Raw genomic sequence first — 13,928 nt, forward strand, 5'->3', positions numbered from 1 at the left:
ACAGATTTGGCAAAAATATAATAGCTGAACATATTACTTGAATAGCGATGCATTTTGAAACAGGTTAGACTAGGTAGTTGTCACTTTTTACGTTTAATTTAGCAATCAAGTACCTCATGCATTCGATTTTTATCCGACTTCCACTCTTGCACAAAGTATTGATCGGTTTTTTTAGTGCGCTGATTATCTTCGCGCTACTCTTTTTACCCGATCCGCAAGATCTAGCCCCGCAACAGAGCCGATTAAAAGTTGGTCAACACTATCCTGTGCCTGTTTCTCTCGAATTAACAACGCTTAACGGCTCATTGATGCCATCCTCCGTGCTACGTTGGGAAGCGTACAAAGTTAAAAGTGGCGAAAGCGCTGCTATTTTATTTAGCCGCGTGGGTCTTTCTGCACGCTTGCTGCATAAACTGGTTTCTTCCGATAAAGAGGTTGAGAGGCAATTAACCCGCCTTCGACCAGGCGACCAATTGCAATTCGGCTTTGACGAAAACAATGACTTACTTCAGCTGAGAAGAACGCTGAATGCCTTTGAAACTTTCCGTATTACATTGAAAAATGGGAAATACGTGTCAGAAATAGAGAAGAAAGAAGTCGATTTCCAGTACAATTACGCTGAAGCCACCATCAAGTCAAACTTCTGGAACGCTGGGGTTTCTTCAGGTTTAAATGCTAACCAAATTATGGAACTAGCAGGGATCTTCAGCTGGGATATCGACTTTGCTTTGGACATCCGTAAAAACGATAGCTTCCGTGTCCTCTACCAAGAAGAGGTGGTTGAAGGAGAAATCATTGGCCGCGGCAAAATCATTGCAGCGGTGTTTAAAAACCAAGGTGATACTTTCACTGCCATTTTGGATCAGAAGAACGGTAAATATTACGATGATAATGGACGTGCAACGAAAAAAGCCTTCTTACGAGCACCACTGGACTTTCGCCGTGTAACGTCTAATTTTAACCCTCGTCGTTTACACCCAGTCACGGGGCGAGTTCGCCCCCACCGCGGTACCGACTACTCGGCGCCGGTAGGCACTCCTATTTTGGCGGCGGGCAATGGGATTGTGCAGAAGTCGTCTTACAATAAGTTTAATGGTAATTATGTCTTCATCAAGCACAGTAATACCTACATTACCAAGTACTTACATTTAACCAAACGTAAAGTACGCACCGGCCAGCGCGTTAAACAAGGCCAAACCATTGGTACACTCGGTGGAACAGGGCGAGTTACTGGTCCTCACTTGCACTATGAATTCTTGGTAAATGGCGTGCACAAAAACCCGCGCACCGTGAACTTACCACAGTCTAAGTCCCTAACAGGTAAAGCAAGACAAACCTTTATGGCAAACGCCAAAATTAGCATGGACAAGCTTGAACGCTATAGCAAACTGTTAGCAATGAAGTAAGCTGAGGTATTGAAAAGGGCAGCTCAGCTGCCCTTTTTGTTTCTTCAATATCATTACGATGAAGCTTACTTTTCAAAGTGATGCTCTCTCCCGAGCATCAACAAGCATGGTGTCAGAACCAGCGTTAACAAAGTCGCAAACGCCAACCCACCCGCGACAGCCGTCGCAAGTTGAGACCACCATTGAGTGCTTGGCGCGCCAAACTCCACTTTCTGGTTAACTAAGTCGATGTTCATTTCTAGCACCATTGGCAATAAGCCTAGTATGGTGGTCACCGTCGTGAGTAAAACGGGTCTTAAACGCTGCACACCCGTGCGCAAGATCGCCTCAGATTTCTCTAAGCCACGTTTACGCATCTGATTATAAGTATCGATTAATACGATGTTGTTGTTCACTACAATACCTGCAAGCGCGATCACCCCAATCCCTGACATGATGATGCCAAAAGGTTTTTGGAAAATAAGCAAGCCTGCAAATACCCCAACCGTCGAAAAAAGCACTGCGCTCAAAATTAAAAAAGCTTGATAAAAACTATTAAATTGCGTGATTAAAATCAGTGCCATCACACCAAGCGCGACAAGGAACGCGTTTTGCAAAAACGCTGATGAGTTTTCTTGTTCTTCGTTCTGCCCGCGGATTTTGTATTCAACCCCATCAGGCAAATCGAGCTTATCAATTTCTGTAACTATTTTGGGCAGTTCTAACGCAAGATTATAGCCTTCCACCATATCCGCTTTAATGTTAATCACCCGATGGCCATCAACGCGACGAATGGTATCTTGCTTGTGATCTGGCTTGATTTGAGCAAAGTTCGTGATAGGAACCAAACCAGCGGCGGTCTTCACTCTAAGTTGGTCAAACCGACCGATGTCTCGCTTTTCTTGCGGATACCGGACCAAAATATCAACCTCTTCATCCGCATCGTCTGGTAAGTAGTCACCTATTTTCAAACCGTTTGTCACAAACTGCACAGTATTGCCGACTAATGTTGCATCAGCGGCAAAACGGGAGGCGTCGTCTCTCTGAATATCAATTTGCCAATCGATCCCCGCTTTGTTAGTCGTATCACTCAAATTGGTTAATGCTGGGTTGCCATCCGCCCAATGCCTAACTTGCTTAGCCGCCTTGTCTAGCGCACTGACACTGAGGCTACGTGACGACACTTCTATCACCAAGTCATGCTCAACAGGAGGGCCCGCGTCAGGGAATTTATATTCAAACTCAACACCATAAAATCGGTCTGTGGTTTCTTTAAGATCTTCAATGATGGTTTTTACTTTACGGCGGTACTGCCAGTCCACCGGCGTGATCTGAATCTGACCAATTTCATCCTCATTATCACTGGCCCCCGTTCGCGTGTAGACACTCTCAAACTCATCATGTCCAAGCATGATCTTTTCGATTTCCCGCATAACAATGTCTTTTTCATGGATAGATAAATCACCATAGGATCGAACTTTGACAGTGAAAAATGCCGGGTCTACTTCTGGAAAGAACTCCGCGCCTAAACCTGCCTTGTTGTAAGTAAAGCCGACACCGCCAGCTAATAAAATGGCGCTGAGTAACACTTTCCAAGGATGACGAATCGCAATCGATAAGGTGTGGTAATACAGCTTGGTGATCCCCGTAGCTTTATCAAAATTACCGTTATGCAGTTCGACCATCTGCCGCTGGGCTTTCTGACTTACCGCCTGAGGTTTACCTATTATTCCACCAATCACAGGAACAAACAGCAGTGCCATCATGAGTGATGCAGCCAAGGTAGCAATCAGAGTCAGCGGCAAATACTTCATGAATTCACCCGTGATGTCAGGCCAAAAGAGCAGCGGAGCAAATGCGGCTAATGTCGTCGCCGTTGATGCCGTAATCGGCCATGCCATCCGTTTTGCAGCGTCTCGATACGCTTCTTTGCGCGGCGTGCCTTCCTGCATGCGCCGATCTGCAAATTCAGTAACAACAATGGCACCATCGACCAGCATTCCTACTGCCATAATTAATGCAAACAGCACCACAATATTGACCGTAAGGCCAAATATCGATAACACCAACAAGCCCGTTAAAAATGACCCTGGAATAGAGATACCAACCAATAGTGCCGTTCTTACCCCTAAAATCGCAATAATCACGATCACGACTAAAATAATCGCGGAGAGAATGTTATTTTGTAGGTCGGTGAGCATCAACTTGACATCATCAGACTGATCCCACGTATACTTCACTTGTAGATTGCTTGGCCATTCGTCACGCTTCTGTCCTTGAGCAAGTACTTCTTTTACCAGCTCGACCGTTTCGATGATGTTTTCCCCTGCTCGTTTTTTCACATCCAAAACAATGGCCGACTCACCATCTAAACGAGCAAAACTTTCTGGGTCTCGAAATGCTCGACGTACCGTTGCCACATCCCCAAAGGTGATCACTTCTTTGCCATTGACTTTTATAGGCAGCTCAAGCACATCTTTGAGTGAATCAAATACGGAAGGGACCTTTACGGAGAAGCGACCATAGCCTGTATCAACAAAGCCTGCCGCGACAACTCGGTTATTCAAGGCAATTAAGTTATAGATGTCCGCTTGATCTAAGCCATAACTTTCCATCAAAAGTGGGTCGACAATAATCTCAACAATATCTTCTCGATCCCCCGCAATGTCGACTTCTAATACCTGACGAAAACTTTCTAGACGATCACGTAATGTTCTCGCTATTTGTACGATCGTACGTTCCGGCACCGTGCCATATAGTACGATGGTCAAAACCGGTTGTTCTGAGGCAAACGTGACTTCATTGACCGTCGGCTCATCACTGTCTTCCGGTAATTTAGGCTTAGCTAGGTCGACGGCATCGCGCACGTCGGCCATGGCTTTATCGAGATCCACACCAACACTGAATTCCAATGTCACTGAAGCATGGCCTTCAGAAGCAACCGACGTCATTTCTTTTACGCCTTCGATCGAACGTAATTCTTGCTCGAGCGGACGAACTAATAAGCGCTCAGCATCGATAGGAGAAATGCCTTGATGCCCAACGGAAACATAAATGATAGGAATAGTGATATCTGGGCTAGACTCCTTGGGAATTGTGATATATGTAACTATCCCAGCAATTAAAATCATCACTAATAACGTCAACATAGTTCGAGCGCGCGATATGGCGGCATCAATTAGGGTATACATACCGCCTCCTTACTGCTCGCTGGTCGAGTCAACAACGTCATCCACTTTATTCGCCAGCACCGGATCGCCATCACGAACAAACCCCTGCCCCAACACGATAATATCAGCTCGCTCTCCTAACCCTGAGAGCCAAACGCCATCATCTTCTGCTTTAACAAGCTGAATGGGGATGAATTTAACATGCTCATCACGCAGAGTTTTCACCCCTAAATTGCCTTCTTCATCTAAAGCCAACATCGCGGCGGTAATTTTTATCGCCAATACTTCACTTAATGGCAACTGGACTTCGGCACTCATGCCCGCAGGCATTTGTGCATCCCGATTGTCGACTTCGATTTCGATTGGAAATGTATTGGTCGAAGTAGAAGCAACACGACCAATATATCGTAACGTCCCTTGATGACGTTGTTGATTAAGGGTTCTAACCTCAGCTTGTTGATCTTTTTTGAGGTATTGAATATGCCGCTCACTAACATCAGCCTCAATGACCAACGTCTCTAAATCGATCACCGTAGCAATAGGATCCCCAATGCCCACAAAGTCCCCTATTTCCACAAAGTGGTGATCAACAACTCCATCGAACGGTGCTTTAACTTCGGTATTTTTCAGTGCCGTTTGAACATGACTCACACTGGCTTTTGCATCGACTAATGCCGCTTGCGCTATGGCAAAAGCCACTTCCCCTTGCAGTCCGCGACTTTTTAAAGATTGAGCGGCGTTAAACTCTTTCTCTTTGACCAACAACAACGCCTGAGCTCGCTGGAGTTGGATGTTTAAGTCGCGCTTATCTATAATGGCGATGGTTTGATCTTGCTTTACAGCTTGCCCTTTCTCTACATTGAGAGTGAGTATTTTCCCCGCAATTTCGGCGCCTAAACGAGCTTGACGGTTAGGAGCCGTTCGCCCATACAGTTCAATGGTTTTCATCGTGGATTCGGCAGTAAAGGTATTAAACATCACCTTTGCAATCGGTGTATGGTTGGATAGAGAGGAAGGTAATGCGGGGTTGTCTTGTGTCTTAAGGTTTCCTACTGCAAGCCATACGATAAGTAGTGTGACAAGAGTAAGAGATACTAGCCATGGACGCTCGACTATACGTCGCCCGAAAGAATATCCAGACATAGAAAGTCCTTTTTATTTTTATCTCTGCAACATGTTGCGAGAGTCACTTTACGTGACATCCTTTCTACGTAAAGTTCAGGCAGCCATTGGCTGCCTATCATGAGGTGAATTACACGCTAAACGATGCACCACAACCACACGTGGTTGTTGCATTCGGGTTATTAACGAAGAAGCGCGCTCCTTCTAAACCTTCGGTGTAATCCACAATGCCACCAACAAGGTATTGCAGGCTCATAGGGTCAACCACCAGTGTAACATCGCTGTTTACAATTGTTGTATCGCCGTCGTTTACATTTTCATCAAAAGTAAAGCCGTATTGGAAGCCGCTGCAGCCGCCACCTGTAATGTATACGCGCAATTTCAATGCTGGGTTTTCTTCTTCAGCAATTAATGCTTTGACGCGTGATGCTGCTGCGTCAGAAAAAGATAATGGTACGTTAACTTCGCTCACGAAGACCTCTCTCACTCGTGTAATGCGTCAAGCCTGAAGCAAGACGTCAGGTTGGTGCTAATTAGGAACGATTATCCAATACCTGACCAACTCGTTCAAGTATTCACCGTCGATTCTTTATATTGGATGCGGATATGTAAGATTACATTGCGAAACGACACATAAATTAAGCAAAACGTTTCTAACTTGATTATAGCTAGGTACAATGCGGCCCACTTGGTCCGAGCAATCAAAAGAGGATATCCCATGACCAAATCATCAGAGCTGTATCAAAAAGCTCAGCAAACCATTCCTGGCGGTGTCAATTCACCAGTTCGCGCATTTAACGGCGTTGGCGGCTCTCCGCTATTTATCGAACGAGCAGACGGTCCACTGATTTTTGATGCCGATGGTAAAGCGTACATTGATTACGTCGGCTCTTGGGGTCCTATGATTCTTGGCCATAACCACGCGGTTATCCGCGAAGCCGTGATTGACGCAGCGCAGCGCGGCCTGAGTTTTGGCGCGCCGACTGAGCTAGAAATCGCCATGGCGGAGTTGGTGTCTGAACTCGTGCCATCCATGGAACAAATCCGGATGGTCAGTTCTGGTACGGAAGCTACGATGAGTGCGATTCGTCTTGCGCGTGGCTTCACTGGCCGTGACAAGATCATGAAATTTGAAGGTTGCTATCATGGTCACGCGGATAGCTTGCTAGTAAAAGCTGGCTCTGGTGCGTTGACACTAGGTCAACCAAGCTCTCCTGGTGTTCCGGCAGACTTTGCTAAGCACACGCTAACCGCAACATTTAACGATCTCGATTCTGTACGTGAATTATTCGCCGCAAATCAAGGTGAGATCGCTTGTATTATTGTTGAACCAGTAGCAGGCAACATGAACTGCATCCCACCAGTGGAAGGCTTCCACGAAGGTCTACGTGAAATCTGCGACCAAGAAGGCGCGCTACTGATTTTTGATGAAGTAATGACTGGCTTCCGTGTGGCGCTTGGCGGCGCTCAAGCCTATTACAACATCAAGCCAGACCTCACGACACTCGGTAAAGTTATCGGTGGCGGCATGCCAGTAGGTGCTTTCGGTGGCCGCAAAGAAGTGATGCAATACGTAGCACCAACTGGCCCAGTTTACCAAGCGGGAACTCTGTCTGGTAACCCAGTAGCCATGGCTGCAGGTTTTGCGTGTTTAAGCCTTCTGAAAGAGGAAGGTAACGAGAAGCGGCTTGCATCTAAAACGAAACAATTGGCAGATGGCTTTAAGTCTCTGGCAGACAAACATGGCATCCCTTTGGTGGTTAACCAAGCTGGCGGTATGTTCGGCTTCTTCTTTATCGACCAAGAAAGCGTCACTTGCTACGAAGACGTGGCGAAATGCGATCTTGAACGCTTTAAACGCTTCTTCCACCTAATGCTAAAACACGGTGTTTACTTAGCACCCTCAGCATTCGAAGCAAGCTTTACTTCTTTAGCACATGGTTCTAAAGAAATTGATGCGACGTTAGAAGCGGCAGACCGCTGTTTTGCTACTCTTGCAGAAGAAGCCAAATAAGCATCATGCTCTGTAAATAGACAGAATTAAAAAAAGGACCTGAGTGGTCCTTTTTTTATTGCCAATTTAAAACCACTAAAATAGCAAATACGCCAATAACGATACCAAACCAATGTATTCGCTTGGTTTTCTTTTCCGTGTGGCATTTTTTATCACTGTTACAACAACCCATTTTTCATCTCTTGATTGATAACCAACTGATTTGTAGTCATTATGACCATCATATAATGTTCTACCTTAATTCAGCAATGCCATATAATTGAAAGAATTCAAGGTGCACAGTAATAGGTTCAAAGCCCCGTTAAAGGCATAAAACCGTAAACGTCATCCGTAAGTTGGACTAATCTCATGCCGAATAATGTAAAAATCACGTCGAGTCACCGCGTATTAATGGTCGCTCTACTCGCCGCTGCTTTTGCTTGCTACTTATTGGTGGAGCCTTACATCAATTCGATTGTAATGGCTTTTATCATTTCTTTGCTCATGTTTCCGATACACGAATGGTTTGAGCGAAACATCCCAAAACACCCAAATATAGCGGCGTTACTCTCATGCGTTGTACTGACGTTTATTATTGTCATTCCGCTGCTATTTGTTTTCGCGGCTATCGTTCAACAAGGCTCCGTGTTTTCACAAAACACGTACAACTGGGTAACGAATGGTGGCATTCAAGATATCTTCCAGCATCCATTCGTTATCAAAGGCTTGTCATTAGTTAATGAGTACTTACCTTTTGATAAGATTGAGCCAAACGCCATTGCAGAAAAAATCGGACAATTTGCGACATCATTCGGTTCAAACCTTGTGGCCATCAGCGCCAAAATATTGGGCGATGCTACTAGCTTCTTGATGAGCTTCTTCTTGATGCTGTTTGTCCTTTTCTTCTTGTTGCGCGATCACGAAAAAATCATTTCCGCGATCCGTCATATTTTACCGCTCTCTCGTAGCCAAGAGGATCGCATCCTGACAGAGGTTGAACAAGTATCGAAATCCGCAGTAATGGGCTCATTCCTAACGGCGATTGCGCAAGGTTTTGCCGGCGGTATTGGCATGTGGCTTGCCGGTTTTCCGGGCCTATTTTGGGGCACAATGATGGGGTTTGCATCATTTATTCCTGTTGTAGGAACCGCCTTAATCTGGATACCAGCGGCGGCTTACCTATTTCTAACTGGTGATATGACTTGGGCGATATTCCTAACCGTATGGAGCATTGTTATTGTTGGATCGATTGATAACTTACTCCGCCCTCTACTGATGCAAGGCAGCGCGGGAATGAACACCCTCATGATTTTCTTCTCGTTGCTGGGTGGTTTGCATTTATTTGGTTTGATCGGCCTAATCTACGGTCCGTTGGTTTTTGCCGTCACCATGGTACTGTTCAATATTTATGAAGAAGAATTTAAAGACTTCCTCAACCAACAAGACAAAAGCTAGCCACACCTTAACTGCTTCAAGCTTGGGCCAGAGTATGCGAAAATCTGGCCCTACTTATTTCTGACGAACCTAATTTATGTCTGCTTATATTGCTCCTAGCCAAATAGCTCAGCGCCAACTCGATTATTTCAACGGTAAACACGTGTTAGTTGCTGGCGAAGTAGAAGATCTTTTTCCTCTGGAACTGGCCACTCATTGTAAGTCTGTAGAAGTATTTACCTCTAACTACAGCTACTACCGTCAAATTCAAACTTCTGACAAGATCAAAAGTCACTTTGGCTCAGAGTTCAATATCGACACCCAAGCAGACATGCTGCTGTTGTACTGGCCAAAAGCGAAAGCAGAAGCGGAATACCTACTTGCGATGCTAATGGCGAAGCTCGGCATGAATACAGAAATTGTGGTTGTTGGTGAAAACCGCTCCGGTGTAAAGAGCATTGAGAAAATGTTTACCCCTTATGGTCCGGTAAATAAATACGATTCCGCGCGCCGCTGCTCTTTTTACTGGGGAGCTTGCTTAAACGAACCAAAACCATTCAATCAAGCGGACTGGTTTGCATCATACGCCATCAAGTTAGGTACTCAGTCACTCACAGTAAAGAGCTTACCAGGCGTGTTTAGTCACGGGGAGTTTGACCTAGGTAGCCGTCTGTTACTGGAAACTTTGCCGCCTCTTACCGGTAAAGTGCTCGACTTTGGCTGTGGTGCTGGTGTGCTTGGCGCATTCATGGCAAAAACCAACCCCGAGATTACAATTGAGATGTGTGACATCAATGCCTACGCAATCACATCAAGCCAGGCGACACTACAAGCGAATGGGTTATCTGGTCGTGTATTTGCCTCTGATATCTACTCCGACACTGCAAGCGACTATCGATTTATCATCAGTAACCCCCCCTTCCACAGCGGGTTGGACACCAATTATAACGCAGCAGAAACGTTACTAGGTCAAGCGCCACAACACCTGGTCAACAACGGCGAAATGCTCATCGTGGCGAATAACTTCTTGAAATATCCTTCAATTATTGAGCGTGCCTTTAATAATTGCGAGACACTAAATAAGACCAACAAATTCTCTATCTACTACGCTAAAAAGTGTTAATTCTCCCCTCGCGCAGGGAGCCCTCTGCGCGCTTCTTAGGTAAAAATTCAACATTTTCAAGAAAAACTGCGTGACTCTGCACGCTTTGCAACTAACTTTCTTGTCAAAGAAAAAAAACTCGTTAATTTTGTTAATTCTATTGAATTTAACTTCTTATCCGTTTTTAACGAGAACCTCGGTAGCCAAAGAGTTTTCTCAAACTGCCCCCTTATGAGTTGTAATCTTATCCATGTTTAAATTCTACAAAAAACAGAAGTTTAAGCGCCTTCAAAGTACACTGATGACTGCGTTTCTGGTACTCAGTATCACACCTCTTACCATTACTGCGATTTTTTTCCTGCAGTCACACAGTAAAGATCTGCAAGAGCAGAGTACATCACACCTGCTGTCTGTTCGAGATACAAAACAACAACAGATCATTGATTATTTAGAAGCACAAGAAACCGAAGTGATGGGGTTTGTACGCTCTGAACTCGCTTATGCCAGTGGTGGTCGATTCTATGGCCTCGTCAATGCTTTTAGTCGTTTAGGTAATGATATAGCAGAAGCTCGTAACAATGCTCAGCAGCGCTACATTGAAGGCAGCGGCGACCAAATAAAAACATCAACGTTGCCTGAGTCTTCTAATTATGTAGGAAGTGAACGCTACCGCCTACTACACAAACGTTATCACTGGGCTTATCTGGAGCTACTAAAGCGCTCCGATTTTAACGATATTCTTCTGGTCGATATTAACGGCAATGTCACTTATTCAATTACTAAAGCAGACCATTATGGTACGAATCTTTTATCTGGCTCTTACAAAAACTCCGCCCTTGGAAAAACATTCAAGCGCTTAGCGGACGATGTGAACAAGCGTCGCAAAGTCAATGAAGACTATACGCCTGTGATTGTCTCTGACTTCGAGCTTGAGCGTGGTAAACCAGTCGCATGGCTAGGAGCACCTATTGTTCAACAAGGCTACCTACACAGCTATGCCATGTTTCGTTTACCCAACAATGGCATCACCAAGCTTGTTGCAGATACAAACCGCGAATCATCAATTCATACCCTGCTTGTCGGCCATGACCACCAACCACGCACGATTAATACCAAGCAAGATGACATTCAAAACAGCTTAGAAGTCGTCGATAAAGCCCTCGCGGGAAAATTTGGTGTGGGAACCTATACCAATGGATTAGGCGAGGAAATCATCGCTGCTTATGCGCCAATTAAAACCCGAGGTGTCATTTGGGCATTGGTCGTCCAACTGCCAGAAAATGAAGCTTTTGCTCGCATTCATCAACTTGAGAAACTGTTTGTGATAGCCATGTTGATTGCGATTATTTTGGTTGTGATCGCCTCGCATTACTTATCTAATTTCATCACTTTGCCATTACTAAAACTGACTTGGGCAGCGGAAAAAGTTTCGGCTGGCGACCTTGATGACACCACGTTTAACACCGTTCGCAAAGACGAAATTGGTCGCCTTGCCATTAGTTTTTCGCGCATGCAACGTTCCATTCGAGAAAAAATTCAAACCATCAAAAAACAAAATGAAGAGTTAGAAAGCAACATACAACTCATTCAAAAGCAAAACGATGAATTACAATTGGCCGACAAGTTAAAAGATGAGTTCTTAGCGACTACATCTCACGAACTCCGCACACCACTCCACGGCATGGTTGGAATAGCAGAAACACTGGCATCTGGTGCAAATGGTGCCATACCAGCCAGTCAAAAATATCAACTGGATATCATTATAAAAAGCGGCCAGCGCCTAGCTAACCTTGTGGATGACTTATTGGATTACCACAAAATGCGCTACGGCAGCATGGATATCCAGAAATCAGCAGTGAGTTTAGCGAGCGCGACGCGATTAGTGTTGGAGCTCTCTAGTCACTTACTTGGCAATAAAACGATTCGTATTATCAACCAAGTTCCAGCTGACTTAAAAGCCGTCTCCGCCGACCCACAGCGCCTAGAACAAGTTCTGTATAACCTGATTGGAAACGCAATCAAATACACATCAGAAGGTAAAATCGTGATTTCGGCAACCATGGTGGATGATCACGTACGTGTACAAGTCGTGGATACGGGGCAAGGAATTCCCACAGAGCACCTAGAGCATATTTTTGAACCATTAATTCAAGCCGGACAAGATGCGAATCATTATCGGCAAGGCGCGGGCTTAGGCCTCTCGATTAGCCGTCAATTGATAGAATTGATGGGAGGTTCGCTATACGTGAGTAGCCAACCCATGGTTGGCACCACATTCAGTTTTACTCTACCTTTGGCGAACGAAGAAGAAATTCAGACAACGCAAACCTTGTCTGCTTGCGGTCATTTCCAAATTCCTGAAATTAATCTGGAAAACGCCGAAGACTTATCTCTACCAGAAAACCCAGACGGCCCACTCCTGTACATTGCTGACGACGAGCCCGTGAACTTAAGAGTATTGGAAAGCTTCTTACGCTTAGAAGGCTACCGAGTTCGCACCGTTTCAGACGGCCCTGAGACCCTTAATCTGATCAAGCAAGAAAAACCAGAACTCTTACTCCTTGATATCATGATGCCGGGAATGAGTGGCTATCAAGTCTGTAGTGAGCTTCGTCAAAGCTATGATCACGCCGAGCTACCTATCATCATGCTCACCGCACTAAGTCAAACCGAAGACCGCGTCAAAGGTTTTGAAGCCGGAGCTAATGACTACTTATCAAAACCGTTTAATAAACAAGAGCTGGCAGCACGAATTCAAGCGCACTTAACCGCAAGCAAAGCGGAAATGCGCCATGTGGAAAACAAGTTGCTCGAGTCAGAACTTCGCCAGCGCGCAATCATAGAAGCAAGCCTGCTTGAAACTCAAGGTCGACTGCTAGAACAACTCGAATCCGCACCTGAAGCGATTATTTGCTTACGTGAAGATCAACGTATTCGATTTGCCAATCAAGCCGCTTGCAAACTGTTCAAGCGTAGTTTGGATCAACTCAAACGCTCTTCAGCAGACGAACTGATCGCGCCCAAATACCTCACCGTTAAACAGCCCCATTATTGCGGTAGGATTGATATTTATATTGAAGATATTCGCCAAAACATTGAAGCGGATATTCTTAAACTGCCACAAGGTTCTGGCTTGGATGTGATGTATATCTTTAATGTCGGTGGTGGCACGAATGTAGCTCGAATTCATAACTTAGAAACTGCCGTTGAAGTTCTTTCAAGCTACGCATTTGATGGCGACAAAGATCAGCTGCAAAAGCTGAAAGAGCTTGGTGGTGAATTCACCCGCCTTGCAGACAAAGCCTTGGGGAATAAGAAGGATAAACAAGAGCTGATGCGTGAAGTGCTTGTGGATGTAATGACACATGCGCTCGAATATTGGGAGTCCGCCACTGGTGAAAGTAAGTTCGCTTTCGCTGAACAAAGTCGCTTATGGCGTGTTTACCTTGACCGCAGTACGCTACAAACACGAACTTTAGACAAATACATGCGTATTGAAACTTTACCTAAGACACCACGTTGGAGAACCGTCTTAAGCTCTATTGAATTCATTCTAGATCACTGTAAAGAACAAAGCCCTGAGCGTGCTTATATAGAAGCTCAACGAGATAAATTACAACGGCTACTCACCAGCTAAAAGCAAGCCCTGCAGCCATGTAGGGCTTTTTTCTTGTTTGTCATAAACACCTCATGTTCATTCCCTTTGCCTGCAGAGCTTGCGC

The 13,928-nt window shown here is 45.1% G+C and carries 8 protein-coding genes; 5 read left to right on the forward strand and 3 right to left on the reverse strand.

Annotated elements, in window-relative coordinates; translation table 11 throughout:
* Window positions 1–116: 116 nt before the first annotated feature.
* Window positions 117–1,406: a peptidoglycan DD-endopeptidase ShyC gene (gene shyC, locus AC3D28_RS08085; protein WP_488534479.1), complete on the forward strand. Its 1,290-nt coding sequence runs from the start codon at window positions 117–119 to the stop codon at window positions 1,404–1,406.
* Between the two features lie 65 nt (window positions 1,407–1,471).
* Here the strand turns inward: shyC and AC3D28_RS08090 are convergent, their stop codons facing one another.
* The 3 genes from AC3D28_RS08090 to erpA form a co-directional block, all read right to left on the reverse strand.
* Window positions 1,472–4,576, reverse strand: coding sequence for an efflux RND transporter permease subunit (locus AC3D28_RS08090; RefSeq protein WP_488534480.1), 3,105 nt, complete (start codon window positions 4,574–4,576; stop codon window positions 1,472–1,474).
* Between the two features lie 9 nt (window positions 4,577–4,585).
* Complete coding sequence (locus AC3D28_RS08095; RefSeq protein WP_488534481.1) at window positions 4,586–5,698, reverse strand: efflux RND transporter periplasmic adaptor subunit; 1,113 nt, start codon at window positions 5,696–5,698, stop codon at window positions 4,586–4,588.
* Between the two features lie 109 nt (window positions 5,699–5,807).
* Complete coding sequence (gene erpA / locus AC3D28_RS08100) at window positions 5,808–6,149, reverse strand: iron-sulfur cluster insertion protein ErpA (protein ID WP_098414882.1); 342 nt, start codon at window positions 6,147–6,149, stop codon at window positions 5,808–5,810.
* Between the two features lie 246 nt (window positions 6,150–6,395).
* On the opposite strand from erpA, the gene hemL reads away from it, so the two are divergent.
* The 4 genes from hemL (at window position 6,396) to AC3D28_RS08120 (ending at window position 13,843) form a co-directional block, all read left to right on the forward strand.
* Window positions 6,396–7,691: a glutamate-1-semialdehyde 2,1-aminomutase gene (gene hemL / locus AC3D28_RS08105; protein WP_098414881.1), complete on the forward strand. Its 1,296-nt coding sequence runs from the start codon at window positions 6,396–6,398 to the stop codon at window positions 7,689–7,691.
* 348 nt (window positions 7,692–8,039) lie between these two features.
* Window positions 8,040–9,125, forward strand: a complete 1,086-nt coding sequence (locus tag AC3D28_RS08110) for an AI-2E family transporter (protein WP_488534482.1) — start codon at window positions 8,040–8,042, stop codon at window positions 9,123–9,125.
* Between the two features lie 76 nt (window positions 9,126–9,201).
* Window positions 9,202–10,227 carry a 16S rRNA (guanine(1207)-N(2))-methyltransferase RsmC gene (rsmC, locus tag AC3D28_RS08115; RefSeq protein WP_488534483.1) on the forward strand — a complete coding sequence of 342 codons (1,026 nt, stop codon included), beginning with the start codon at window positions 9,202–9,204 and terminating at the stop codon, window positions 10,225–10,227.
* Between the two features lie 229 nt (window positions 10,228–10,456).
* Window positions 10,457–13,843: a response regulator gene (locus AC3D28_RS08120; protein ID WP_098414878.1), complete on the forward strand. Its 3,387-nt coding sequence runs from the start codon at window positions 10,457–10,459 to the stop codon at window positions 13,841–13,843.
* The last annotated feature ends 85 nt before the right edge of the window (window positions 13,844–13,928 follow it).

The sequence above is a fragment of the Vibrio sp. TAP-3B genome, assembly GCF_057784735.1.

Excerpts from the sequence above, each read along its gene's own strand:
- shyC (WP_488534479.1), top strand. The coding sequence starts at position 117 with ATGCATTCGATTTTTATCCGACTTCCACTCTTGCACAAAGTATTGATC.
- AC3D28_RS08090 (WP_488534480.1), bottom strand. The coding sequence starts at position 4,576 with ATGTATACCCTAATTGATGCCGCCATATCGCGCGCTCGAACTATGTTG.
- AC3D28_RS08095 (WP_488534481.1), bottom strand. The coding sequence starts at position 5,698 with ATGTCTGGATATTCTTTCGGGCGACGTATAGTCGAGCGTCCATGGCTA.
- hemL (WP_098414881.1), top strand. The coding sequence starts at position 6,396 with ATGACCAAATCATCAGAGCTGTATCAAAAAGCTCAGCAAACCATTCCT.
- AC3D28_RS08110 (WP_488534482.1), top strand. The coding sequence starts at position 8,040 with ATGCCGAATAATGTAAAAATCACGTCGAGTCACCGCGTATTAATGGTC.
- rsmC (WP_488534483.1), top strand. The coding sequence starts at position 9,202 with ATGTCTGCTTATATTGCTCCTAGCCAAATAGCTCAGCGCCAACTCGAT.
- AC3D28_RS08120 (WP_098414878.1), top strand. The coding sequence starts at position 10,457 with ATGTTTAAATTCTACAAAAAACAGAAGTTTAAGCGCCTTCAAAGTACA.